Here is a 23,877-nt window from a genome sequence, read left to right as displayed (position 1 = left end):
TACCTATGCTCATGTACAAAGAGGATGAAAAGAAGAACACAGGCCGCTTCCCTGCCATTGCAGGAGCCCTTTCCGTGCTGCTGGGTGTCTATTTCTGGCTCACCCTAGGCCCTCTCTTTGCCCAGATATTCTTGAAGTTTACCATAGAAGACCCTATCCTCAAGGCCTATCTGGTGGCCAATGCCCCGTTCTTCTCCATGGCCTTGGGCCTCTTGCTTTCCCTGCGTTTCCTGCTTCGTACCACACCGAAGGCCATCATCACCGACAAGGCGAAACCCGATTGGACTCTTATGCTCCTCTGTGGTGCAGCCTATTTTGGTCTGGCGGTGCTTTTCACCCTCGGCCATGCCCTTGTGCAGCCACAGTACTTTCACCCTTCGCCGTCAACAGAGGCAGAGATACTTCGGATGTTGCCATTCGTTCTCATCATCACCCCGATCCAGACAACCAGTGAAGAGTTTCTCATGCGTGCAATCCCCTCACGGATATTCAGGAAAGGACGACTGGTAACAAAAAGCAGGAGCATCCTCTGGGTAAGCCTCTTCACAGCCCTGCTCTTCACCCTGCCCCATCTCTCGAACCAGGAGATGCTGCATGCCAACCAGAAGTGGGCGGTCCTGCTCTACTACGCCCTATTTGGCTTTGGGGGAACCTTCCTGAGTTTGCATACCAGAGGCTTCGAGCCTTCACTGGGGATCCATGCGGCCAACAACCTCTACATAGCCCTCATCTGCAACTACACCAACTCATCCCTGCCTTCACGATCGCTGTTCATATCCACAGCCCCGGTAGGGACCTACCTGGATGTGTTACAGCTGGTGCTGGGCCTTGGGGCTGTGGCATTGGTGTTGCACAAGAGCAAGGCATTTTCCCCTTTGGCAAGCTGAGGGCAATACAAAGACAAAGAGGTGCTTCCTGAATGGCATGGTCCCAAAAACATGACGATATCTGCCCATCTCCATCACAACCAACAGACCAGAAATTGTCCTTACCAGTTTACGATCTTTTCTTCACCCATATCTTTCTGCATCTGCTGATCGAGCAGAAGGAGGTCATACAGGAATATCGTGACCCCCAGCAGGTCCGCACTGCCGCCACAACTGATCCTTTTCTCTGTGCAGGTCTTGTCCATCTCAGCAATGAGAGCCAAACCTTCCTCGGTGAAGGCTCCCCCTTTCTGGAGGATCTGCAGGGCACTGGTCTGTACATAGGAGAGGGTATGCTCTCCATGGCGGTAGAGCACATTGGTGTCGGCAACATGGGCCATGAGGTTGAGCAGCACCTGCAGCCGTGCCAGATTGGGATCGCGCCCCTGATGCAGATACTCCCCGTACCAGGGAAGGGAGAGTGTCCGTACCGATGCAAACCCTTGCAAGACCTCACCGCGTATCCCCTGGATGCCTTCTCTTACATAGAGTTGCTCACCATGGGTGAGCTGTTCTTTGTGCGGTATTCTGGCAAGTTCCTCTTCGAGGATTGTTTTTGTCATGGAAATTACCAGGGAACAGACCAGAGCCGGTCGTGTGGAGGCAAAGTTCTCCCTCGCATAGCCTGAGGCTGCACAGAGCAGCCCCACACTGAACAGCATACCCTTGTGGGTATTCACCCCACCGGTAGCCTTGAACATGGCTTCTTCTGCCTGCAGGCCAATCTTGCGTATCTCCAGGAAGAGGTCTTGCAGGCTCCCCTTCCAATGCTTGCCCACCCGAGCCATCTTTCCGAAGAACGGCTCCAATGCCTGGGTACTTGCTACAAAGGTATGGTAGTCCATATCCGTATGGCCGCCACTGCTTAGGCGGTCGACCAACCCTGGCTTGGGGGTGGTGCCCACCTCTTCAAGCAGGGCCTTTGTGGCAAGCATCTGCTCGATCATCAGGCACCGTCCTTGGCCAGGAAGAGCTGCAAGGCCTCCAAGGTGATCCTATCCAGCTCGTCGATGCTATGTCGTGCGCTTCTGGCGCACTCCTTGGCATCTCTCTTGCAAACCAAACAGGTCCTGCCCTCCAGCATGATATCCTTTCGGCTAATGGCAGATCCCTGGAGATCCTTGACATCGAGGTCCAGCCACCTGCCGATTGGGTATACCTGTTCAAAGAAGGCAAGCCTGCGCTTGAGGCTATGGAGGTTTGCCCCTCCAGTCACCATGAAATACCGCTCAGGTCCGGTTTCCAGCCTCCGTTCAAGGACCAGGTCCAGGACCCCTTCGTTCTGCTTGGCAAACGCTCCCATCGCCTTGTCAAAACAGGCCTGTATCAGGGTACTGTTCTTTTCTGGCCCAGGGATGTTCATGGTACAGGATACAAGCGGACACCCATACTTCTTGATCAGTGTTGCTTGCAAACCTGCCCTCTCATCCCTGGCAGACAGGATCTGTTCCAGCGTGGCCATAGCCCTACTCCTCCGACCCCTGGTCGTCCTTCACCTGGTAGATCAGGTCAATGACAGAACCATCACGGTAGGTGACCACTCCGACAACCTTGTCGGTATAGGCGATGGGAGTCCCTTCGCCGACAATCCTTGCAGCCTTGTCCCTCAACTCCTCTATGGTACATAGGTCGATATCCGCATCCTGCATCATCTTCATCAGGTCCGTACGAATCGGGTTCACCGCAATGCCCTGGTCAGTGACGACAATGTCGATGGTCTTGCCAGGGGTAACGATGGTATTTACCCGATTGACGATCGTCGGGATACGCCCACGGGTCAACGGACAGGTGATGATGGCAACTGCAGCTCCTGCTGCGGTATCACTGTGGCCACCTATGGCCCCTCGGATGACACCATCGGAGCCTGTGAGTACGTTGACATTGAAATCGATGTCGATCTCCAGGGCAGAAAGGATGACAAAATCCAGCTGATTCACAGCCGAACCCTTGCTGTTGGGGCTTGCATAGTAGGAAGCGGAGATCTGTTGATGGAACCTATTGTCCTTCAGCGACCGGGCTGCCTCGAGGTCAAAGGACTGTACATCAAGGATTTTCTTGATGAGCCCCTCTTCATGAAGCTGCACGATCTGCCCGGTTATTCCGCCGAGGGCAAAGCTGGCCTTGATGTTCTTCTTGACCATCTTCTCCTTCATGAACCGTACGGTTGCAAGGCTTGCCCCGCCAGAACCCATCTGGATGGAAAAACCGTTGCGGAAGTAATCGGTCGCGTCAATGATGTCGGCAACCTTCTGGGCTATCATCAGTTCCTTGGGGTTGGTCGTATAGCGTGTGGCACCGCTCATGATGCCATTGGGATCCCCGATGGCATCCACCTCCACCACATAGTCCACATCCGACTCCGAGACGCCAAAAGGCACATTGGGGAAAGGAACTATGTTGTCAGTGAGGATGACCACCTTCCTGGCATACTGGGCATCGAGCTTGGCATATCCCATGGAGCCGCAGACGATACCCTTGTCATTGTCGCGTGAATACCCGTTCGCATTGCCCAGGGGATCGCAGGAGGGGGCTCCGATAAAGGCAACATCGATGGGAAGCTGCCCGGTCTCGATCACAGCGGCCCTTCCGCCGTGGGAGCGGAATACGACGGGTACATCCATCAGGCCATGGGAGATTGCCTCGGCAAGCTCACCACGAAGGCCGCTTGTCTCTATGCGGCGAACAACCCCATTCTTGATATGTTCGATCAAAGGCTTGTGGATATCGATCAAGGAGCTGGGAGCAAGGACCAGGTTCTTGAACCCCATCTCTGCTATGGTGTCCATCACCCGGTTGACGACAAAGTCCCCGTTTCGGAAATGGTGGTGGAAGGAGATGGTCATGCCGTCCTTCAGGCCACAGAGCCTGATGGCATCCTGCAAGGAGGGTACGATCTTGTTGTCGCTGAGCTCCCGCTCATGACAACTTTTCAGCTCCTTGTAGACATGTTCGTTATCAAAGGGCACTTCGACGTTCAGCAGCTCATCAATATGTGCAATACCGGTTAGGTCAAGGTTCTGCATGGGGTATCTCCTAGAAAAGAATTTTGGCAGCTTTTGCCAGGCTCAGCACGCGTTCTGCGCGCAAGACGATGGGCCGGTCGATCATCTTCCCATTGAGGGAGATGACTCCGGAGCCCCTCTTGTTGGCCTGGGCTATGGCTTCCATAACGGCCTTGGCTTTCTGGATCTCCTTGAGTGTAGGGGTAAACACCTCGATGATCGGCTGAATCTGCCTGGGGTTGATGACAGACTTTCCGTCGAACCCCAGTTGCTTGATATGCTTTGCCTCAGCTATCAGCCCCTCCTCATCGTTTACATCGGAGAATACGGTATCGAGGGCAGAAATGCCGGCAGCACGTGCTGCCTGCAGGATCATGCACCGGGCAAAGAGCAACTCAATCCCCTCGGGAGAGCGGTTTGTCTTCAGGTCCGTGACATAGTCCTCAGCACCTAGGGCGATACCGATAAGCCGTGTGCTGGCCTTCGCGATCTGGGGGGCATTGAGCACCCCCTCGGCACTCTCGATAGCCGCCATAAGCTTGGTGGTTCCCACGGGAATCCCGATGGTTTTCTCGATTCTCTCTATCTGGGCATCACAGAACACGATATCCTCGGCCGTCTCGGTCTTGGGAAGCCTGATGACATCGACACGGGCGCGAACCATCGCCTCAAGATCATCCAGCCCGATAGGGGTGTTGAGTGCGTTGACCCTGACCACAAGCTCCTTGTCACCATAGTCGATGGTGGAGAGGGCATGGAACACCAGACTTCTGGCTGCATCCTTCTCTGCATAGGAGACGCTGTCCTCAAGGTCAAACATGATGCAGTCACAGTTGTAGATATACGCATCCTTGATCATTCCAGGGTTATTTCCTGGAACGAACATCATGGTCCTTCTGAGTTTTTCCTGCATGGCTATACCTCCCACCGGTAGTCAGTGCTTAGACATGCACGATAGATGGCCGTCTTCACCCTAGCCTTGATGACACAGTCCAAGGCACCTTGATCGATTGCCGAAATATTCACATCCTTCACGCCAAGGCTTTCTGCACACTCTCGGATGACAGAGCGTATCTGCTTGCCAAACTGCTTTGACACAGAACTTGTCAGCTGAATGGTGATGCCCGCCCCTGGGGCCTTGCTGACGGTCACCATGATGTCGCTAGACTCCATGGTTCCTGCAAAGCCAGTAGTCACTATATCCATTACCCGTACCTCCTGATTGGCCTCTTACGCCTTTGCCACTCTCTGATTCTTCCATTTCTTGTATGTGGATTGGATTACAGGCAACAAAAACGACCCTGCAATAAGCACAAGCAAGATGATGGTGATCGGAGAACTCGCGAAGATCCTGAAGTCTCCATTGGAAATCTTGTAGGCCCGCCTGAAGTACTGTTCCATGTTGGTCCCAACGATGACAGCCAGGACAAAGGGACTCATGGGAAAACTGGCCTTGGCCATGAAATACCCGAAGATACCGAACACCAGCAACATATAGAAACTTGCAACTGATGAGGCGATGGCATAGGTCCCTACGAAGGTGAGCCCAAGAACTATGGGATACAACACCCGTGGGGGGACAGCAAGGATCCGTACCAGCACTCCTGCCAGGGGGATGTTGATGACTGCAAGGATGACATTGCCGATGAACATGCTGGCTATGATGGCCCAGACAATGTTGCTCTGCTGCTGGAACAGGGCAGGACCAGGCTGCAGGCCGAGCATCAGCATGGCACCCATCATGACCGCTGTTGTTCCGGATCCGGGGACACCGAGGGCTAGCATGGGGATCAATGCACCGACAGAGGCGGCATTGTTGGCAGATTCAGGTGCTGCCACACCTTCTATTGCCCCATGGCCAAACTTCTCGGGATGCTTGGAAAATCTCTTCTCATTGCTGTAGGCCATCAAGGAGGCTATGGTTGCACCGGCCCCTGGAAGGACCCCTATAAAGAAGCCCAGCGGGGTGCTGCGGAGGATCGGCCAGATGGAGAGTTTCCACTCTTCCTTGGTAATCCAGATCTTTCCGAACTTGGTCTGTATCTTCTTTTTCCCGTCGGTAATGCTCTTGAAGCTCTTGAGCACTTCACCAAACGCAAATACAGCGATGATGACTATGAGGAAGTCAATGCCACCCTGCAGTTCGAGGATCCCGAAACTGAATCTGTTGACACCTGACTGGGGGTCGATACCGACGGTCGAGATCATCAGGCCGATGATCATCGAGATGAAACCCTTCAGTTTCTTCCCGTCTGACATGGAGGCCGTTGCACTTAGGGCAAAGACGTAGAGCAAAAAATACTCGGCAGATCCGAACTTGAGAGCGAAGCGGGCTACCGGCAAGGCAAGCAGGGCGATGAAGATGGTTGCGAGCGACCCACCTATGAAGGAGGCGATGGCAGACATTGCCAGGGCTGACTCAGCCTTCCCTTGCAAACTCATCGGATAGCCATCAAAGGTTGCGGCTATCGCAGCACCGTCACCGGGGGTGTTGATAAGTATCGAGGATCGGGATCCTCCATACATCGCCCCGTAATAGACTCCACACATCATGATGAGGGCTCCGACGGGACCGAGGGAGAAGGTCAGAGGCAGCAGGATTGCCACGCCTGTCGCAGGGCCAAGGCCTGGAAGCATCCCTACAATGGTACCGAGCACTCCACCTATGGTGACAAAAAGGATATTCATGGGTTGGGAAGCAACCCCAAACCCTTGTAGCAATAGTTGAAAACTGTTCATTCGATATTCCTTATACAAACCCTAGGGGAGACTTTGGAAGATATACACCCATCAATGAATTGAAGAGGAAAAAAGCAACAAGCGAAAAGATAAGGGAGATGAGCAAGGTGCTCTTCCACGTCTTCATTCCCCTGAAGATGAACAGCTGGATGTCCAGGAAGACAAAGGTTGCAGGCACATAGCCGACCCGCTCAAACAGCAGTGCATAGAGCAAGCCGTTCAACAGGGTAAAAAGTATATTCTTCAGTTCATCGCCAGCGGGTTTTGCCTTGGTTGCAGAGCGGCTCTCCTGTACGTGGAGCCGAATCTCCTGCACCATCAAGATGGCACCCAACACAAGAAGGCTGATACCCAGGATTCCAGGGAATATCTTCGGTTCGTTAGCGATCCCTATCTTTGCATCCGGCAAGAGGAAAGTGGATAGGGTATATACAAAGCCAATCATAGTGACTACGACTGACATGATCATTGATGTATTCATGGTTTCCTCCGAAGGAACACAGGCTCTGGCCGGAATTGGCCAGAGCGAGATAAGGGTAGGCTCAGATCATTCCAATTTCTTGGAGGATGACCTTGTAGTCCTGTTCAGTCTTTTCCAGGAAGGTAGTGAAGTCAGGTCCATTGAGGTAGACATCGTCCCAACCGTACTTGGTGAGGGCAGCCTTCCACTCAGGGGTCTTGACCAGTTCAGACAGGGTCTTTTCCCAGTATGCAACAGCGTAGTCAGGCATATCAGGAGCACCGAACAGGCCACGCCAGTTCTGGAAGGTCTCGTTGATCCCGGATTCGATACAGGTCGGAATTTCCGCAGCCTTTCCCGTTCCAATCCTGCGGGCAGCAGTCTGGGCCAGAACACGGAGGTCTCCACTGGTTACCAGGCCCATGACATCTGCAAGGCTGGTCGAGAAGAGGTCGATGTGTCCACCCATGACCTGGGTAGCTCCATCATTGTCAAAAGCGATGTAGTCAATCTTGTTGAGATCCTTCACCCCGGCAGCGCGGGCGATGATCAGAAACTGGACGTGGTCCATCGAGCCTGCTGCAGAAGTACCACCGATCTTTACGGATTTGGGATCCTTCTTCAGTGCATCCATGACATCCATGATGGTCTTGTATGGGGAGTCTGCCTTAACCACGAACGCGGCATAGTCTGCAATAAGACGGGCCAACGGGGTGGTATCGCGGAATCCATACTTCGAAGTACCATTCAGGTTGAAGAACAGGATGGGAGGGGAGTAGACGGTAATGATCTTTGCATCACCCTTCTTTGCCTGCAGGGTACCGAGGTGTACTGCACCACCAGCGCCAGGGGCATTGCGGACAGGCATGGCTACATCCACCAGCTTGGTATCGGAAAGAGCCTTGGCCACAGTACGGATTGTCAGGTCCCAACCACCACCAGCACCAGCAGGTGCCACAAAGTCAAAGTTCCCTTTTGGGTATGCAACTTGTGCATTTCCAGAAGCTGCTTCACCGGAACCATTTGCCATCAGGGCAAATGGGACTGCCATGATGAGACATAGCAGAATAAGCATTCCTTTTTTCATAATTGTCCTCCAAGAGATACAGTAGCGATAGCATTCTATCGCCCTATATTCAGTATAGGGGCCAATTCTTAAGGGATACTTAACCAGTTCTTAATATTTGTTAAGGTTTGGATCGATAGTCTTCCGTATCGCCGAGAGCAGTTCATCATTGGATACAGGCTTGAGCAAATACCGATCGATGATGGTGGCCTGTTCTGCCTCCACAATCTCACGGCGAAGCAACCCGGTAAGAAGGATCACCGAGATCTTCGGGTTGATGAGTTTGGTTTTCATGGCCAGGTCCAGCCCATGCATCCCCTTCATGTAGTCATCGGTAATGAGGGTAGTAAAGGAGTGTTCCCGCACCATGGCCAGCGCTTCGGTGGGGTCTGTGGTTGCATAGACCTCAAGGCCTTGCCTGTTTAGGCTTTTCTGCAGGACCTTCAGGACAGCAAGGTTGTCATCGACCAGCAGCAGGTTGAGCTTTTCCTTTTCGCTAGATGGCCACCCTACGGTCCTTTGTGTCGCACCACTTCCAGGCTTTTGTTCTTCAGCCAAAGGAAGGGTGATGGTAAAGCAGGACCCTATAGCAGGCCGTGAAGTAACGGTCACGACTCCCCTGTGGGCCGTTACGATATTCTGGACTATGGAAAGCCCCAGCCCGGTTCCCCCTACGTCCCCTCTGGTAGTGAAGAAGGGCTCAAAAATCTTTTCACACACCTCTTTTTCCATTCCTACCCCATCATCGGTGATCGAAATCTGGCCAAAGGAACCAAATTGGGGGTCGAGGGTCTCCCAGTTGCTCTTGGAGAAACCTTCACCAATCTCTGCCTTGGAAATCTTACGGTAGACCAGCTCAATGGTACCAGGTCGGTCACCAATTGCCGCCACCGCATTCAGTACCAGATTGAGCAGCACCTGGTTCAGCTGGATGACATTACCGTAGAACCCGCTCTGTTCATCGAGGATCCGAACCTCCAGCTTACAGTTGGGGGGGAGAATCCCCACGATCATCTTCTCGGTATTCCTGATGAGCGAAGAGGCCTGCATGTAGTCGAAGACCGCTTCTGTCGTTCGGTTCCCGAGCAGCAGGATCTGCTGGATGATAGCCTTGGCCTTTTCTGAGGCAAGGAGTATCTCCTTGGCATCGTCGTAATAGAAGTTGTCTGGGTCCATAGACTCCACCATGAGGGCTGAATACCCCATTATCGGGGTAAGGAGGTTGTTGAACTCATGGGCTATCCCGCTGGTCATGGTCCCGATGTTCTGCAGCCGTTGCTGATGGAATATCAGCTTCTCGTTTTCATGGAGGGTCAACAGGGTCTTGTTGAGCTGGTTGAGATAGGTGTTTCTCCTCTTCATCTCATTCTTCTCAAGATATGCGGAGATCAATAACACCAATACCGTGAAGAGGGTGAAGCAGATCAGCAAGGTGAGGATGATCATCTTGGTCATGCCACCAGTTGCAAGGGCAGCTATCTCCTTGTAGTCAATGACAGCGCTGACAATGAAGAATCCATCATCGATATGTACTGGGGCATAGGCAGCCACTTTGGTGATGATCTTGGGTTTTTCGTCATCCCACCAGTATGACTGGTAGACATCCACCCCTTCCTTTCCTTCCTTCTGTTTGGCAACCATTTTTGTCAGGCTCTCCATCTCAAGCTTGATGTCAGGATAGAGCGCCTGCCTTTCGGTGACAGCATTGACCCCAATCTGCTCCCTCAGATGGTACATGATGATGACCCCATCACTGTTCTTCACCAGAGCATACCCCTTCTCCCCCAACTTCACTGGCGCGATCATCCGCTCATACATCAGCTGCAGGTCCAACATCGCAGTGACGCCTATTCCCTGTGCATTTTTGACGGTGATGGAAAGATAGCTCTCATGGTGGTCAGATCCACCAAGCCAAAGCTCTATCTTGGCGTAGGCATCTTCACTGACACTACTCAGGAAGGAGTACTCCTTGTTCTTCAGGCTCCAGAGGATCATATCCGGCTCTTGGTCAAAAATGATCATGTTCTCAATTATCTGGGAGTTGTAGATGCTGTAGGAGAGCACCAGCTTGTCCAACGGCCAGGAGATACCTTCGTCGGTAAGAGCCTGTAGGGCTCTCTTCAGGTCTCCCGATTCGGCAAAGAAGAAGAGCCCCTGCTTGGTCTGGTGAATCTCCCCACCCATCGCCTCGGCAATGTTCTTCACGATGGTCATCTGCTTGGTCTTGCTGTTTTCGAACATGATGGTTGCATTCTGGTGGAAGATATCCACCAGAAGGATGGTAATGGCCAGGACGATGCACAATGCTACCAGCATCAGAGGCAACCATGTTCTCATATCTTTTCTTATGGTATCGGTAACTGGTAGGGCCAATGGATTCTCCCAATAGATATTGTTACCTAGGAATATATCACGTATACTCGTACGTAAACAGAAAAAAGAGGGCTGAATTACATGCAGGACAAGGTACTCATTGTTGACGATGACTCATCAATCCGCAAGCTCATGTCAAAGGTAATCACCTGCAATGACCTGATACCTGTTGCGGTAACCAATGGTGAGGAAGCGATCAAACTGTTGAGAACCTCTACCTTCCAGTTGGTACTGCTCGACATCATGCTCCCCGGAATGGATGGGTTTCAGGTCCTGAAGCAGATCAGATACCTCGGGATATCCACACCGGTCATCATCATCAGTGGCAGGACAGAGGACTACGATGCCCTCTATGGCCTGGACCTTGGAGCTGACAACTACATCTACAAACCCTTCAACCCGGTGATACTGGGAGCCAAGATCAAGGCCCTGATACGAAGGAACAAACAGGTTTTGAACACTCAGGATGAGGTAACCACACTAGGACCCTTCTCCCTGGACCACAAGTCGATGAGGTTCTACAAGGAGGAGGAGGAGGTGTTCCTCTCTGCCAAGGAACTGATCCTCATGAAGCTGTTCCTGGAACATCCCAACCAGGTATTCTCCAAGGAAGCGTTGTACGAACAGATATGGGGAGACTCCATCGTTGACGACAATGCGGTGATGGTCTACATCAACAGGTTGCGCAACAAGATAGAGAGCTCGGCCAAAGCACCCCAATACATCCAGACCATCTGGGGGAAAGGGTATACCTTCTCTATTTCATCAAGTGAGAGGAAATCCTCTGACCCTCCTCAGAAAGGATGAAGTCATAGGTAGTGGGAGGTACGAGATCCCGCAGGTCGTCAAACCTCTGCAAACCCATCAGACTACGCACCCTCGAGGCGCTGATGGCCTGTTCGCCGGAGCATAGCCGCTCGACCTCGACAAACCCCACACCCTTGGCCTGCAGCATCTTCTGCATCTGGCGGTTGTATGCCCCGGTGGTCTTGCATAGGGGTTCGGTCCCTACAAAACGGCAGGTGATGCCAAGGCCCGGGACAATGTACCGCAAAAAGATTGCAATATCCAGTTCGCTGTTCAACTCATCTGCACTGCCCTGATCCTTGATAAAGTAGGAGGGGAAGGTTGCCACCGATACCAGATAGTCGCTCGCCTCATGCACCACGATGGTGGGGATGTCGGCAACACCCTGGCGCACCAGTGCCAGGCGGACAGCAGTTGGGAAAGCGCTCTTGTCGCTGGAGACCACAAACACATGGAGAAGCGAGCACTCTTTTGCTGTTGTTTCCAACAGATAGCGGTGGCCATTGGTAAAGGGGTTGCAGTTGACCACTATGGCTCCCACAGTTCCCTGTAGGGAGAGGCCCCTCTCCCTGACCGCCTGTTCAGTCTCCCTTTGCAACCCCTCAAGGTAGTGCTGGATACCCTGTTTTTGGTTCTCCATCAGCAGGACCTGACCTGTCTCCTCTATGGCAAAAAACCCAAAGGGAGCGAACAACGACTTGTTCTGGGGTTTGGAGAAGACAAACAGGTGGGTTTGCCCATTGGCAAAGGCATGGGAGACCAAAGAGGTCATGATCTGGCCAAGCAGCCCCTCCCCCTGATGGCCCTTCCCTATTGCGATGTACTTGAGCACATTCCCATCAAGGGATCCTGTACCCACTATCGCATCCTCATCGGAACGCAGAAAACAGGTAAAGGCGGCCCTCCCCTCAAAGACCAGCCCATTCTCCAGCAGGAAGGCTTGTAGCTCCTCAAGCAAGGGTCCGTCCACAGGTTGCGCAGTCTGCACTGAAATCTGCATATCACCACCTCAGAATTGAGAAATTCTGAATCCTACACTATGGCATGCACCCTCTGCTGTCAAGAACCCTGATGCCTGGTAGGCCCAGAACATGGTACAGGCCCCTCCATCATGCAACACAGTGCCATACCCCTCGCCTCTGACCATATAGCCTAGCAACTATATATGGATTGGGGAAAAGCCTAGCCTCAGCAAGATAAGGTATGGTACTATTTCTCAAAATAAGGAGCTAATTGGCATGAAACTACCTAAAAAACTCATTATTCTGGTTATGACACTAGTACTAGGATATACCCTCGGAGCGGTGAACACCCAGAAGATATTTCCCCTTGAGCATGAGATCTACCGATACATCACCTCTCTCTATATCCTGCAGGGGAAGGCTCTTCCCTCCACCAGCGGTCCCTATAGCCATGACGAACTTGAGCGGATGCTGGGCAGGATAGATCCCGCCCATCTTACAACAGAGGCTGAGAGGGAGCTCTACACCCAGGCAGAAACGATTCTGGCAGAGAAGCCCACCCAGAAGGGCCAGCTTGGCTATGCTGTGGACCTCACCTTCAATCTGGAGGCGTATGCACATGCCAATACCGAGGACTTTACCAGTGAACAGGACTGGTCCTACAACTACAAGGACAGAAAGCCCTTCGGCAACCTCAGCTTCGAGACCTGGCCGACAGACCATTTCTACAGCTACTTCGAGCTCTCCCTCATGAACAACTTCGGCTATGCAACAGGACCTGGGGCAATACCCAATGCAAAAAGCAACCCGCTCTATGGTGAGTCAAAGCTGACCACCAACATCGTCATGGTCCCTCCCAATGGGCTCTACGAAATTGACCTCAACTTCCCCTATAGGGCCTTTGTCAGCGGCGGAGGGGAGCATTGGAACATGCAGGTGGGAAGGGACAAGATCAGCTGGGGAGCCGGAAAAAGCGGCAACCTCACCATCAGCAACACCATGCCCTACCAGCAGGTTGGGCGGTTCACCACCTACTTCGACTCCTTCAAGTATACCCTGCTCTCCTCGTTCTTCGCCCATCCGCAGATCCTCGACTCAGATTTCATCACCACCAATGCCGGTGCCAACGAACAGGACCTTCTGGCCGATGGAATCAAGATGTTCCTCGCCCACCGGGTAGAGTTCCGTTTCCTCAAGGACAGGGCTGGCTTCACCCTCACCGAATCGATGATGTACCAAAGCAGCTCAGGCTCGATAGACCTTCGCTTCCTCAACCCCGTAGGGTTCTACCACAACCAGTATATCCGGGGAAACTCCAACTCGATGCTTGTCCTTGAAGGGGATGTGACCCCGGTTCGGGGCATCAACATCTATGCCCAGTTTGGGGTCGACGAGATTGCATTCGGGGAGGATGCCCCCCCTGACAACAACGCCAAGCCTTCAGCAAATGCATACCTTTTGGGCCTCCAGAGCAGGATGCCCTTGAAGAAAGGGGTACTGACCGTAGCCTTGGAAGGGGTATATACCGACCCGTTCTTCTATTTGCGCGAGGAGTATGATGAGACATCCCATCAGTATGGGGTCGGCTACGATGGCATCGTACGGGTCCTTGCCCAAGGGATGGCAAACCTCCGGTACGTCCAGGGCTATCCCTATGGGGGTGACGCCATAGTAGGGAACCTCCTGCTTGACTATGAGGTCCCAGGATCCTGGAAGGCCTCCATGGAGACGATGTTCATGGCACACGGGGTGATGGGCATCACCAGCAAGTGGAGTCTCTACAACGGTACTGGCCAGGGTGTACCCTCCACTCCTTCTACGCAGAACCCGTTTGACCTTACAAGTGGGCCGGTGGCATACAGCCTGCTCGTCAAGCTTGCCTCAGCGGTAGAGGTGACAAAGAAACTCTCCGTAACGGGGAACCTGGCCCTGCCCTTTGTCTGGAACAAGGGCAATGCTCCAGGTCCGATGGTTTTTGACTACCAGCTGAGCGTAGGCCTGCGCTATACCATCTGACAAGGTTGCATCTTCCCCTTAGCCATGCAAGGGCCTACAGATATACCAAGCAGCGTGGGTATCGACATTGACCACCCTCACCTCCGAAAAGCAGGATCTCAGGAGGGAAACACACCCCTTCATCTCTTTTTCGGCACTTTTGATGAACTGGAAATAGTCCCCTCCCTCCAGCCACTCGGCAAAGGAGACCAGATGGGAACGCCTCTGGTTATAGTCATAGATGATCACATACTCCCTCGTTACCCTACCCATCTCCCTGTACATCCGTTTCCGCTCATCGGAGGGCAGGCCGTGGGCAACATAGGAGGCTATGGAGATATCGAAGCTTCTCCCTTCGAAGGCGAGCCCTTCCAGGACATTCGCCTGCAGGAACGTGATGGGCTCTTCCCGTGTCTTGTGCCTCGCTTTTAAAAGCATTTCACCCGCAGGGTCGATACCGGTGACCTCAAGCCCAGCCTGGGAGAGCACCGAGCAGAGGGCGCCTGTGCCACAGCCAACATCGAGGACGCTCGCAAAGGCCGAGAGGTCCAGCTCGGGCCTCATCCGATCGAGCACTTCAGCAAAACGTCTCTTCTGCATGGAGAAGAACAGTCCATAGACCGGGGCTATGGTATTGAACAGCTGGGTGTGTTTTTCTCCCGTTCGTTTTGCCAAGGCTGACTCCTTTTCCGTTTCCATCGTATCCTACCCAAGGGCCATAGTACAGAAAATTGGATCTATTCCTTGGATATCAAAAGGGCCACCGCATTGCGATGGCCCCAAAGTATCTACAGTGTAAAAACAGTTCTAGAGAGTACGGAAGGCGTCACGGCCAGCATACTTTGCGGTATCACCAAGGTAGTCCTCGATGCGCAGAAGCTGGTTGTACTTGGCCATACGGTCAGAGCGGCTCATGCTGCCGGTCTTGATCTGCCCAGTCTCGAGTGCCACTACGAGGTCAGCAATGAAGTTGTCCTCAGTCTCACCGGAGCGGTGGGAAACAATTGCGGTATAGCCATTGCGCTTTGCAAGGTCAATAGCCTCGAAAGTCTCGGTAAGGGTACCGATCTGGTTCACCTTGATGAGAATGGAGTTTGCTACACCCTTCTCAAGGCCCATCTTCAGTCTATCGACATTGGTTACAAAGAGATCGTCACCTACGAGCTGTACCTTGTCGCCGATGCGGTCGGTAAGCATCTTCCAACCTTCCCAATCGTCCTCGTCCATGCCGTCTTCGATGGAGATGATGGGGTAACGGTTACACCAGTCTTCCCACATGTCTACCATCTGGGCGCTTGTAAGCTTTTCGCCAGTGGTCCACTTGAGGGTATAGGTCTTGGTCTTGGAGTCGTAGAGCTCAGATACGGCTGGGTCAAGGGCGATCATGAAATCCCCATCGCGACCGGTGGTATAACCAGCGTTCTTGATGGCTTCCATGATGACCTCGAGGGCCTCTTCGTTCGACTGGAGGTCGGGAGCGAACCCACCTTCATCACCAACACCGGTGTTGTATTTTCTGCCCTTGAGGACAGCTTTCAGGTTGTGGAATACTTCAGTGGTCCAACGCAGGCCTTCGTGGAAGGAGGGGGCCCCGATCGGCATTACCATGAACTCCTGGAAGTCAACCTTGTTGTCACTGTGTGCTCCACCATTGAGGATGTTTGCCATCGGGACAGGAAGGACGCAGGAGTGATAGGCTCCAAGATACTTGTACAAAGGCAGGCCGAGGAAATCGGCTGCCGCTCTTGCAACTGCCATGGAGACTCCAAGAATAGCATTGGCACCAAGCTTTGCCTTGTTGGCAGTCCCGTCAAGGGCGATCATGGCGCGGTCAATAGCTACCTGGTCAAGAGCATCCATTCCCTCAAGCTCGGGAGCGATGATATCGTTGACGTTGTCAACAGCCTTCAATACGCCTTTGCCCATGAAACGCTTTTTGTCGCCGTCACGAAGTTCTACAGCTTCGTGTACACCAGTGGATGCACCAGAAGGAACAGCTGCGCGACCCATGGAGCCATCCTCAAGAATAACGTCTACTTCAACGGTGGGATTCCCACGTGAGTCAAGGATTTCCCTGGCCTCGATAAATTCAATAATGCTCATGACTATACTCCTACTACGTAATTGGGTTACAAGATTAATATCGTATCTTTTAGCTGTAATGTCAAGGTAAGTGAAGGTTTCTCTCACTAGCCAAACCATCGAATGCATAGTAGAATTTTCGATATGGACAAAGACAATACCGAGCTGAAACTCCCACCCCTGACTGAATATCTTCTTGAGAACATCATTTTTGCCATGGAGGACCAGGTTGATACCCATTATCTGGATCTCCTCAAAGGCGAGGTCATCAATGAAGAACAGAAACTCTACCCTCTTCTGGAGGATGGGGATGTGGACGAGGATGCAGAAGTTGACCCCGCCCTAAGGTACATCGACCTGCCTGACTGGCAACCTTCGGACGGATTCCGTACCATGGAAAAATTCGCCTACCAGGTAAGGAACCCCATCTACCGGGAGAAGCTGCTGCAGGCCCTGCAGGCAGGAAGAGGGGTGTTCAGGCGGTTCAAGGACACCATCGGTGAACAACCCTCCCTGGAGAGGGAGTGGTTTGCCTTCAAGGACGACCAGCTCAAGCGGGAGGTGATCGCCTGGTACAGGGAGAACGACGGAGCCTTGCAGCTGCGGGACCTCGGCCTTGAGATCGAGGAACTGACCGACGACATACTCCAGGAGGATTTCATCATCGGCAGGGCCGAAGACGAAACCCCTATTGAGGAGATTGTCAGGTTGCAGGCCGACCTGCTGCAGGAGATGCAAGAGGGCAGCGATGCACAAAGGACCGCCCTGCTGTTGCTGAAGCCGAGGCTTGCCAACCCAGAAGAGACCCAGTACTTCTATGCGAAGACCCAGGAAGGGGAACTTGCAGGGTTCCTCGCCTACGAGGTTCTCTCCCCTTCCACCGCTGAAATACTCTTTTTTGGAAACAAGAAGGAGTTCCGGGGCATGGGCCTGTTCCGGTTTGTATTTGACCACTTCTGCCGCCATGCAGCAAGAAAACACTACACTTGCCTCATCGTAAACCTTGCAGGGGAAGCTCTCAGCCTGGATGCACTCTTTGCCCCCCTGGGATGTGCTACCGTCACCAAGCAGATAGTGCTCAGCACAAACGCTTGGAACGAGAGCCACCCCTCAAGCGAGAGCGCCTACCTGTAACGCACCACTATTCCAAGCGTTGTGAATGTATTATTCTAAGCAGGAATAATGAGGCAACCATGCGAGTCACAATCTGCGAAAACAAACAGGACTTGGGCCTTCAGGCCGCAAGGCTTGGAATAGAGGCGATCAGGTCAGCAATAGAGAAAAGAGGCGAAGCCATCATAGTCCTTGCCACAGGGGTAAGCCAATTTATCCTGTACGAGCAGCTGGTGGCCTCCTCCATCCCTTGGGACAAGGTCGAAGCCTTCCACCTCGCAGAGTATGTAGGCATCGGCAAGACCCATCAGGCAAGCATGCGAGCCTACCTGCAGAACCGTTTCCTGGACAAGGTTGGCTCCCTTAGGGCATTCCATCCGATCGAAGGCGATGCAGAGGACCTAGGCTGTGAGCTCAAACGTCTGAACGACCTGATCAGGAACAAGAAGGTCGATGTAGTATTTTTGGGCATTGGGGAGAATGGCCATGTAGCATTCAACGACCCACCGGCGAACATCGATACGACCGAGCCTTTCATTCTGGTGAACCTTGAAGAGAAGAACCGGAGGCAACAAGTTCGGGCAAATTGGTTCCCAACCCTTGAGAGTGTCCCCTTGCAAGCCGTCTCCATGTCGATACGCCAGATCCTGAAGGCATCCACTATCATATGTACGGTCCCCGACCAGCGAAAGGCAAGGGCTGTGGCGATGTGCATGTTTGACCAGGTCTCCGTCTTTGCCCCCTGTGCGATGCTCAGGACAAAGGAGGAGTGTACCCTTCTGCTGGACAGGCCCTCCTCCATGCTCATCTTCGGCGACAGAAGGTAAAAGAAACGATGTACCAGAAGGGGGAAGGTCTCTCTCTTGCAACTAATATATTAGTATGCTAGAATAAATCAACAGAAAAACTGCTATATTTGGAGGAACTTTCCATGAAAATGACATTACGTTGGTACGGCTCAAAATTTGATACAGTAACTCTCAAGCAGATCAGGCAGATCCCCGGTGTCGAGGGTGTCATCACCATGCTCTACGACGTCCCGGCAGGAGAAGTCTGGCCGCTTGACAGAATTCAGGCCCTCAAGGCCGAAGTCGAGGCAGCAGACCTCAAGATCCTCGGCATCGAGAGCGTCAACGTCCATGACGCCATCAAGATCGGAAGCCCAGACCGCGACAAGTATATCGCCAACTACATCACCAGCCTGGAGAACCTTGGCAAGGCCGGCATCACCACCGTCTGCTACAACTTCATGCCTGTCTTTGACTGGACACGCACCGACCTTGCAAAGATGAGGAGCGATGGCTCCACCGTCCTCGCCTACGACCAGAAGGTCGTCGATACCATCGACCCCCAGACCTTCTTCAACCAGACCAACAACAGTTCCGGTGGCTTTGCCATGCCAGGATGGGAGCCAGAGCGTCTTGCTAAGGTGAAGGACCTCTTCGACGCCTACAAGGATGTGACCGAGGAGAAACTCTTCGACAACCTCATCTACTTCTTGAAGGCTATCCAGGGCACCTGTGAGAAGTATGGCATCAAGATGGCCATCCACCCGGACGACCCGGCCTGGCCTGTATTCAACCTGCCAAGAATCATCACCAGCAAGGAGAAGATCCTCAAGGTCATGCAGGCAGTCGATGCACCGTTCAACGGCCTTACCTTCTGCGCCGGTTCCTTTGGGACCAACCCCAAGAACGACCTTCCCGGCATCATCCGTGCCCTCCCCGGCAGGATCCACTTTGCACACGTAAGGAATTTGCACCACTTTGAACCCGGTGTGTTCGAGGAAGCGGCCCACCTCTCCAGTGATGGTTCCTTTGACCTCTATGAGATCGTGAAGGCCCTCTATGACACTGGCTTCGAAGGTCCTGTCAGACCCGACCACGGCAGGATGATCTGGGGTGAAGTTGCAATGCCCGGCTATGGTCTGTATGACCGCGCCATCGGGGCATCCTACATCCTGGGGCTGTACGAGGCTATCGAGAAGAGCGCTACAAGGAAGTAATATGGCACAGATCGTCCGAGTCACCGCTTCGGAAGAAATCTACCAGACCCTACGGTCTGAGATCCTTTCGCTGCGATTCAAACCCGGCGAGGAACTCAACCTGCAGCTACTCAGTGAGCAGCTGCAGGTTAGCCGTTCCCCCGTTCGGGATGCTCTGATGAGACTCAGCGGAGACAACCTGGTGGACATATTCCCCCAAAAGGGGACCCGTGTCTCCCTCATCGACCTCAAGCAGGTCGAAGAGGAGAGGTTCCTGCGCAAAAGTCTTGAGGAGTCAGCAGTACGAAAGTTCATGCACGTCCAAACTGAAGCACATCTAAAAACGATGGAAGAGACCATAGTTCTACAACAGAATGCAATGAAGGAAGAAAACTTCGTCAATTTCCTTGAGGCTGACAACGCCTTCCATGGAATCATCTTCTCAGGCATCAACATGAGCAGAATCTGGACCCTCATTCAGAGCCAGGGGGGAAACCACCACAGGATACGGCTACTCTCCTTCTCGGAGAAGAACGTACTGGGAAACATCATCGACCAACACCGGAAGATGGTAGGGTCCCTTCGTCTCAAGGACCTCACCGAGGTACTCTCCCTTGAGGACAAGCACCTGAGCAAACTCCTGCAAGAGACCGAAAGCATGGTCTTGCGCTACCCGGAATTTTTCAAAAGAGAAGCACCGACCCAACCATTTTATATGCGAAGCAACTACGCAAAGGAGCTATCATGAAACTAACACAGCAAGGCATACAACAGAAGGCTGTCTGGACAGAGAAGGGCTTCTCCCTTCCCTCCTTCGACCGTGAGGCAATGATCGCAGAGACCACCAAAAACCCCACCTGGATCCATTTCGGTGCCGGCAACATATTCCGTGGCTTTCCGGCAGCCCTCCAACAGACCCTTCTTGAACAGAACAAGGCAAAGACAGGGATCATCGTGGGTGAAGGATTTGACTACCAGATCATCGACAAGATCTATGACAAGCATGACAACCTCACCCTCCTGGTAACCCTCAAGAGCGATGGCACCATCGAGAAGAAGGTCATCGCCTCGGTTGCAGCTGCCTACAAGTGCGACCCCCAGTTCAAGGACGAATGGGCATTCTTCAAAAAGGCATTCAGAAACCCCTCGCTGCAGATGGTGAGCTTCACCATCACCGAGAAGGGCTACTCCCTCAAGGCTGGAAACGGCGAGTTCTACCCCGCCATGGCCTCCGACCTGGCCGCAGGCCCCTCCTCCCCTTCCATGTTCCTCTCAAAGCTCACCGCCCTTGTCTATGAACGCTATCTTGCGGGCAAGAAGGGGCTGACCCTGGTAAGCATGGACAACTGCTCCCACAACGGCGAAAAACTGCAGAGTGCAGTATTGACCATTGCCCAGGCATGGGAGAAGGGTGGCCTTGTCGAGAAGGGCTTCGTCGCCTATCTTGAGCAGTCGGTATCCTTCCCCTGGTCCATGATCGACAAGATCACCCCACGCCCCGATGCCAATGTAGAGAAGATGCTCCAGGCTGATGGCTTTGAGGATACCACCCTGGTCGTCACCGACAAGAACACCTACATCGCCCCCTTTGTGAATGCTGAGGAGTGTGAGTACCTGGTCATAGAGGACTCCTTCTCCAACGGCCGACCGGCCTTGGAAGAGACCGGGGTCTATTTCACCGACCGTGATACCGTAAACAAGGTGGAGAAGATGAAGGTCTGCACCTGCCTCAACCCCCTGCACACAGCCCTGGCCATCTATGGATGCCTGCTTGGCTACACCCTCATTGCAGACGAGATGAAGGACCCCCTCCTGAACAAGCTGGTGCACACCATCGGGTATGTCGAGGGCATGCCTGTGGTCGTCGATCCCAAAATCCTCGACCCCAAGCAGTTCATCAAGGAAGTGCTCGAGAAGAGAATCCCCAACCCGTTCATGCCTGACACCCCCCAGAGGATCGCAACCGACACGTCCCAGAAGCTCGGTATCCGCTTTGGCGAGACCATCAAGGCATACATGGCCAATGACAAGCTTGATGTGGCAGACCTGAAGCTGATCCCCCTGGTATTTGCAGGCTGGATCCGCTACCTGATGGGCCTCGATGATGAGGGCAATGCATTCACCCCAAGTCCAGACCCCCGTCTCGAAGATGCCATGGCCCATGTGAAGGGTATCGCCATCGGCGACAAGGGACCCTTCTCAGAGCAACTCAAGCCACTTCTTGGCGATATTTCCCTCTTTGGTGTTGACCTGTATGCGATCGGAATGGCATCGTTAGTTGAAACCTACTTTACCGAGATGGTTGCCTCCAAAGGCTCCATCCGCAAGACACTCGAGAAGTATATCTACTGACCTTTAGGGGGGATGAAATGCACTTGCATATGAAACGTACTGCCGTGGAAGTTCTCTATATTCTTTTGGGGACCTGCCTAGCAGGCTTTGCAATAGCTACCTTCATCCTTCCTGCCAAAATAGCGAGTGGCGGTGTCAACGGCATCGCCACCATCGCCTACCACCTTTTGGGATGGGACCCCGGGCTTGTCATGCTCGTGATCTCCATCCCTCTCTTTTTCCTGGGGACGAGCGTATTCGGCAAGCTCTACGGGTTCAAGAGCCTGAGCGGCACCGTTCTGCTCTCCTTCTGGGTCAGCCTCTTTGGCAAGCTCACCGCCTACAACGGCTTCCTTCCCTATACCGATAGGATGGACACCCTACTCTCTGCCGTCTTCGGAGGGGTACTTCTGGGCAGCGGAATCGGCATCGTAATGCGTTCCGGTTCCAATACCGGTGGCACCGACATCATCGCCCAGGTAATCAGCCGATTCACCCCGCTTCCCATGGGAACGGCCCTCTTCTTCACCGATGCGGTGGTAATTGTCCTGGGGGCCCTGGTCTTTGGGTTTGAACGGGCGCTCTTTGCCGTGATAACCCTCTACCTATCGGGGCAGATGATCAACTACATGGTCATGAGCCTGGGGACCAAGTATGCCAAGACAGCCTACATAGTCAGCGAGCAGTATGAGACGATCGGCAAGCGCATCATAGCCGAACTGCACCATGGAGGCACACTCATAACGGGAACCGGTGTATTTACCGGCAAGGGCCGCACCCTCCTGATGGCAGTGGTGCACAACCAGCAGATCAACTCCCTGATGCAGATCGTCCATGAGGAGGATCCCAAGGCCTTCATGTTTGTGCATGAGACCTACCAGGTCTTGGGTGAGGGTTTTGTGCCTATGCAGCGAATCCTGACACTACAGAAAAAAAAGCGGAGCAAGCAAGACAGTAAAGATGCCTGAAAGGCTTATCGCTATGCTGCTCATCGCCCCTTCCACCTCTCCAATCTCCAGGGCCTTGCTGGTCCCTAGGGCATGGCTGCACGAGCCGATGCCCACTCCATGTGCGACGGGGTCAGAGATGAAGAACATCTTTGCCAGAACTGGGGCAAGCAGGTTTCCCAAGGCCCCGGAGATCACTGTCGAAGCGACAGTCAGGGCAGGGATACCGCCGAACTGTTCGGTAAGGGCTATTGCAATGGGCGTGGTCACCGACTTTGACATGAGCGAGGATAGTACCACCGAATCAAGGCCAAGGAGACCACATGTCCACTTGATGGAGAACAGGGAGGCCAATGCCCCTGCAAAGGTTCCCATCATGACAGGAAGCAGGGAATCCTTGAGCAAGGCCCTCTGGCGATAGATGGAGAGGGCAAGAACAGCCGTTACCGGCGCGAGAAAGAGCGATATGATCGATGAGCCTTTCTCGTAGGAATCCAGAGGGATGTCGAAGACCAACAGCAGGATGACAATAAGGGCCATCGCTATGATCAGGGGGTTGGCCAGGGGGTTCTTGAGCTTCTTGTTTGCCCAGATGCCGATCTTGAACGCAACAATGGAGAGGGCTATCCCGAACAGGGGTGTATTCAACACTTCACGCATTGCGCTTTTTCCTCCAACGTCTCTGCAGGGAAGAGACCAGCACCACCGTCCAGCTGCTTGCGGCAAAGCATGCCAGCAACGAGACCAGGTTCACCACCAGCAGCTGCCACCAGACGCTCTGGATAAGGGCGGCATAGCGCAAGATCCCCACGCCGAAAGGTATGAAGAAGAAGGTCATGTTCTTGAGGAAGAAGTCGGCACTCTCTTCAATGGCTGACTCTTTCAACAGGTTGGAGAGCAAGAGCAGGACCATGAGCAACATGCTTACCACACTGCCGGGAAAGGCAAAGGGAAGGAGGGAGGAGATCAGGTCCCCTAGGATGCAAATGCCGAATATGAGTGCAAGCTGGATGAGTATCTTCATTGAGCAACACCATACCCCATCAGATGGCTTTCTGGGAAGAGGGTGAAACAGACACCCCTCCCCTTT

Annotated in this window: 23 protein-coding genes; 9 read left to right on the top strand and 14 right to left on the bottom strand. The window is 53.3% G+C overall.

Annotated features, from left to right (window positions below):
- The first annotated feature begins 5 nt into the window (after window positions 1-5).
- A complete protein-coding gene (locus tag ROJ03_RS01870; protein ID WP_313725290.1) occupies window positions 6-887 on the top strand; it encodes a CPBP family intramembrane glutamic endopeptidase in 882 nt (293 codons plus the stop codon).
- A gap of 101 nt (window positions 888-988) precedes the next feature.
- Here ROJ03_RS01870 and citG read toward each other — a convergent pair whose 3' ends face one another.
- The 9 genes from citG to ROJ03_RS01825 form a co-directional block, all read right to left on the bottom strand.
- Entirely contained in the window at window positions 989-1,873 is an 885-nt protein-coding gene (gene citG / locus ROJ03_RS01865) for a triphosphoribosyl-dephospho-CoA synthase CitG (protein WP_313725289.1), read from the bottom strand.
- Window positions 1,873-2,388, bottom strand: coding sequence for a citrate lyase holo-[acyl-carrier protein] synthase (citX, locus tag ROJ03_RS01860; RefSeq protein WP_313725288.1), 516 nt, complete (start codon window positions 2,386-2,388; stop codon window positions 1,873-1,875). The genes citG and citX overlap by 1 nt, the downstream gene beginning before the upstream one ends.
- Before the next feature lie 4 nt (window positions 2,389-2,392).
- The gene (gene citF, locus ROJ03_RS01855) at window positions 2,393-3,949 is read right to left on the bottom strand and encodes a citrate lyase subunit alpha (RefSeq protein WP_313725287.1); all 1,557 of its coding nucleotides are present in this window, start codon (window positions 3,947-3,949) and stop codon (window positions 2,393-2,395) included.
- A gap of 10 nt (window positions 3,950-3,959) precedes the next feature.
- Window positions 3,960-4,841, bottom strand: coding sequence for a citrate (pro-3S)-lyase subunit beta (citE, locus tag ROJ03_RS01850; protein WP_313725286.1), 882 nt, complete (start codon window positions 4,839-4,841; stop codon window positions 3,960-3,962).
- A 2-nt stretch (window positions 4,842-4,843) separates the two neighbouring features.
- The gene (gene citD, locus ROJ03_RS01845; protein ID WP_313725285.1) at window positions 4,844-5,134 is read right to left on the bottom strand and encodes a citrate lyase acyl carrier protein; all 291 of its coding nucleotides are present in this window, start codon (window positions 5,132-5,134) and stop codon (window positions 4,844-4,846) included.
- 24 nt (window positions 5,135-5,158) lie between these two features.
- Window positions 5,159-6,667, bottom strand: coding sequence for a tripartite tricarboxylate transporter permease (locus ROJ03_RS01840; RefSeq protein WP_313725284.1), 1,509 nt, complete (start codon window positions 6,665-6,667; stop codon window positions 5,159-5,161).
- 10 nt (window positions 6,668-6,677) lie between these two features.
- Entirely contained in the window at window positions 6,678-7,148 is a 471-nt protein-coding gene (locus ROJ03_RS01835; protein ID WP_313725283.1) for a tripartite tricarboxylate transporter TctB family protein, read from the bottom strand.
- Window positions 7,149-7,209: 61 nt separating this feature from the next.
- Window positions 7,210-8,214: a tripartite tricarboxylate transporter substrate binding protein gene (locus ROJ03_RS01830; protein ID WP_313725282.1), complete on the bottom strand. Its 1,005-nt coding sequence runs from the start codon at window positions 8,212-8,214 to the stop codon at window positions 7,210-7,212.
- A gap of 90 nt (window positions 8,215-8,304) precedes the next feature.
- Complete coding sequence (locus ROJ03_RS01825; protein WP_313725281.1) at window positions 8,305-10,530, bottom strand: ATP-binding protein; 2,226 nt, start codon at window positions 10,528-10,530, stop codon at window positions 8,305-8,307.
- A 117-nt stretch (window positions 10,531-10,647) separates the two neighbouring features.
- Between ROJ03_RS01825 and ROJ03_RS01820 the strand changes: the two genes are divergently transcribed.
- Entirely contained in the window at window positions 10,648-11,373 is a 726-nt protein-coding gene (locus ROJ03_RS01820; RefSeq protein WP_313725280.1) for a response regulator transcription factor, read from the top strand.
- On the opposite strand, the gene citC is transcribed toward ROJ03_RS01820, so the two are convergent.
- Entirely contained in the window at window positions 11,324-12,373 is a 1,050-nt protein-coding gene (citC, locus tag ROJ03_RS01815) for a [citrate (pro-3S)-lyase] ligase (protein ID WP_313725279.1), read from the bottom strand. The genes ROJ03_RS01820 and citC overlap by 50 nt on opposite strands.
- A 271-nt stretch (window positions 12,374-12,644) precedes the next feature.
- Between citC and ROJ03_RS01810 the strand changes: the two genes are divergently transcribed.
- Window positions 12,645-14,351 carry a hypothetical protein gene (locus ROJ03_RS01810; protein WP_313725278.1) on the top strand — a complete coding sequence of 569 codons (1,707 nt, stop codon included), beginning with the start codon at window positions 12,645-12,647 and terminating at the stop codon, window positions 14,349-14,351.
- 18 nt (window positions 14,352-14,369) lie between these two features.
- Here the strand turns inward: ROJ03_RS01810 and ROJ03_RS01805 are convergent, their stop codons facing one another.
- The gene (locus ROJ03_RS01805) at window positions 14,370-15,005 is read right to left on the bottom strand and encodes a class I SAM-dependent methyltransferase (protein WP_313725277.1); all 636 of its coding nucleotides are present in this window, start codon (window positions 15,003-15,005) and stop codon (window positions 14,370-14,372) included.
- Between the two features lie 132 nt (window positions 15,006-15,137).
- Window positions 15,138-16,433 (bottom strand): phosphopyruvate hydratase, encoded by a 1,296-nt coding sequence (eno, locus tag ROJ03_RS01800; protein WP_313725276.1) that lies wholly within the window; start codon window positions 16,431-16,433, stop codon window positions 15,138-15,140.
- A 123-nt stretch (window positions 16,434-16,556) separates the two neighbouring features.
- Between eno and ROJ03_RS01795 the strand changes: the two genes are divergently transcribed.
- The 6 genes from ROJ03_RS01795 to ROJ03_RS01770 all read left to right on the top strand — a co-directional run bounded on the left by ROJ03_RS01795 (window position 16,557) and on the right by ROJ03_RS01770 (window position 22,808).
- A complete protein-coding gene (locus ROJ03_RS01795) occupies window positions 16,557-17,546 on the top strand; it encodes a UPF0158 family protein (RefSeq protein ID WP_313725275.1) in 990 nt (329 codons plus the stop codon).
- Between the two features lie 59 nt (window positions 17,547-17,605).
- A complete protein-coding gene (locus ROJ03_RS01790; protein ID WP_313725274.1) occupies window positions 17,606-18,352 on the top strand; it encodes a 6-phosphogluconolactonase in 747 nt (248 codons plus the stop codon).
- A 104-nt stretch (window positions 18,353-18,456) separates the two neighbouring features.
- Window positions 18,457-19,530 carry a mannonate dehydratase gene (uxuA, locus tag ROJ03_RS01785; protein ID WP_313725273.1) on the top strand — a complete coding sequence of 358 codons (1,074 nt, stop codon included), beginning with the start codon at window positions 18,457-18,459 and terminating at the stop codon, window positions 19,528-19,530.
- A gap of 1 nt (window position 19,531) precedes the next feature.
- Window positions 19,532-20,257: a GntR family transcriptional regulator gene (locus tag ROJ03_RS01780; protein WP_313725272.1), complete on the top strand. Its 726-nt coding sequence runs from the start codon at window positions 19,532-19,534 to the stop codon at window positions 20,255-20,257.
- Window positions 20,254-21,861: a mannitol dehydrogenase family protein gene (locus ROJ03_RS01775; RefSeq protein WP_313725271.1), complete on the top strand. Its 1,608-nt coding sequence runs from the start codon at window positions 20,254-20,256 to the stop codon at window positions 21,859-21,861. Before ROJ03_RS01780 ends, ROJ03_RS01775 begins: the two co-directional genes overlap by 4 nt.
- Before the next feature lie 29 nt (window positions 21,862-21,890).
- On the top strand, window positions 21,891-22,808 hold the full coding sequence (locus ROJ03_RS01770) for a YitT family protein (RefSeq protein WP_313725270.1): 918 nt from the start codon (window positions 21,891-21,893) through the stop codon (window positions 22,806-22,808).
- Here the strand turns inward: ROJ03_RS01770 and ROJ03_RS01765 are convergent.
- On the bottom strand, window positions 22,764-23,447 hold the full coding sequence (locus ROJ03_RS01765; protein ID WP_313725269.1) for an LrgB family protein: 684 nt from the start codon (window positions 23,445-23,447) through the stop codon (window positions 22,764-22,766). The genes ROJ03_RS01770 and ROJ03_RS01765 overlap by 45 nt on opposite strands.
- Entirely contained in the window at window positions 23,440-23,811 is a 372-nt protein-coding gene (locus ROJ03_RS01760; protein ID WP_313725268.1) for a CidA/LrgA family protein, read from the bottom strand. Before ROJ03_RS01760 ends, ROJ03_RS01765 begins: the two co-directional genes overlap by 8 nt.
- Window positions 23,812-23,877: the final 66 nt, after the last annotated feature.

The organism is Sphaerochaeta sp. PS (assembly GCF_032144095.1).
In the GTDB taxonomy this organism is placed as follows: Bacteria; Spirochaetota; Spirochaetia; order Sphaerochaetales; family Sphaerochaetaceae; genus Sphaerochaeta.
Note: the sequence above shows the minus strand (reverse complement) of the source record. Positions and strands in the feature narration are given on the sequence as shown.